1 protein-coding gene is annotated in these 1,344 nt (G+C 69.6%); it reads right to left on the reverse strand.

What is annotated here, in order from left to right; genetic code table 11:
• Nucleotides 1–1,344: glycoside hydrolase family 15 protein (locus RM479_RS27425; protein ID WP_311514579.1), on the reverse strand; the 1,344-nt coding region annotated here is incomplete at its 5' end.

Genomic DNA, 1,344 nt, shown 5'->3' on the forward strand with positions numbered 1-1,344 from the left:
TCAGCCCTGGTCCAGCAGGCGGGCGCAGCGGATCAACCCCAAATGCGAGTACGCCTGCGGATGATTGCCCAACGCCCGCTCGCTCACCGGATCGAACTCCTCGGGCAACAACCCCGTCGGACCCGCGCAGTCCACCAGATGCCCGAACAACTCCTCCGCCTCGGCCCGACGCCCCGTCACCACGTACGCCTCGATCAACCACGCCGTGCACAGATGGAACCCGCCCTCACCCCCGGGCAGACCGTCATCACGGTGATACCGGTACACCGTGGGACCACTGCGCAACTCCGCCTCGATCGCGGTCACCGTCGACTGGAACCGCTCATCGGCCGGATCCAACAACCCCGACAGACCGATGTGCAACGACGCCGCGTCCAGATCCGTCCCGTCATAGGCCGTGGTGAACGCCCCCACGTCCTCGTTCCACCCCTTGGCGATCACCTCCTGGGCGATCCGCTCCCGCAACCCCTCCCAGGACGGATCCACCCCACGCCCGTACGCGCCCGCCAACGCGATCGCCCGATCCAACGTCACCCAGCACATCACCTTGGAGTACACCCGCTGACGCGGCTCGTCACGCTCCTCCCAGATCCCGTGATCGGGCTCGTGCCAACGCCGCGCCACCGCCCGGGCCATGTCCTGGACCAGCTCCCAGTCCCGATCGGCCAACACCCCCCGCACCCGCGCCAGATGCGCGATCAACTCCACCACCGGACCGAACACGTCCAACTGCACCTGGTGATCGGCCAGATTGCCCACCCGCACCGGCCGCGACCCCGCGTACCCCGACAACGACTCGATGACCTCCTCGGGCCCCAGATCGGTGCCCCGCAACGAGTACAACGGCTTGAGCAACTCCGGACCCGGCAGCGTCGCCACCACATCGTGCACCCAGTCCAGGAACCGGTCCGCCTCGGCCGTGGAGCCCAGATCCACCAACGCCTGCACCGTCAACGCCCCATCACGCAACCAGCAGTACCGGTAGTCCCAGTTGCGGATCCCCCCGATCTCCTCGGGCAACGACGTGGTGGCCGCGGCCATCACCCCACCGGTGGGCGTGCACAACCCCCGCAACGTCAACGCCGAACGCGCCACCAGCCGCCGCTCGACCTCGGGCAGGGACAACGACCCCACCCACGACGCCCACTCCCGCTGGGCCGCCCCCCGCCGCCGGGCCTCGGCCACCGGGTGGGGGTCCAACGCGTCGGTCCCGCACCGCAACTCCAACACCACCGGGCGCTCGGAGGTGGGCTGCACGGTGGCGTGCGCGATGTCGTCCACCCCGTCGTGATCGATCCGCCAGGCCACCCCGGGCGAGTACAACGCGATCGGGAAGGGCGCCCC

The sequence above is a fragment of the Nocardiopsis lambiniae genome, assembly GCF_031845465.1.
Classification (GTDB): Bacteria; Actinomycetota; Actinomycetes; order Streptosporangiales; family Streptosporangiaceae; genus Nocardiopsis; species Nocardiopsis lambiniae.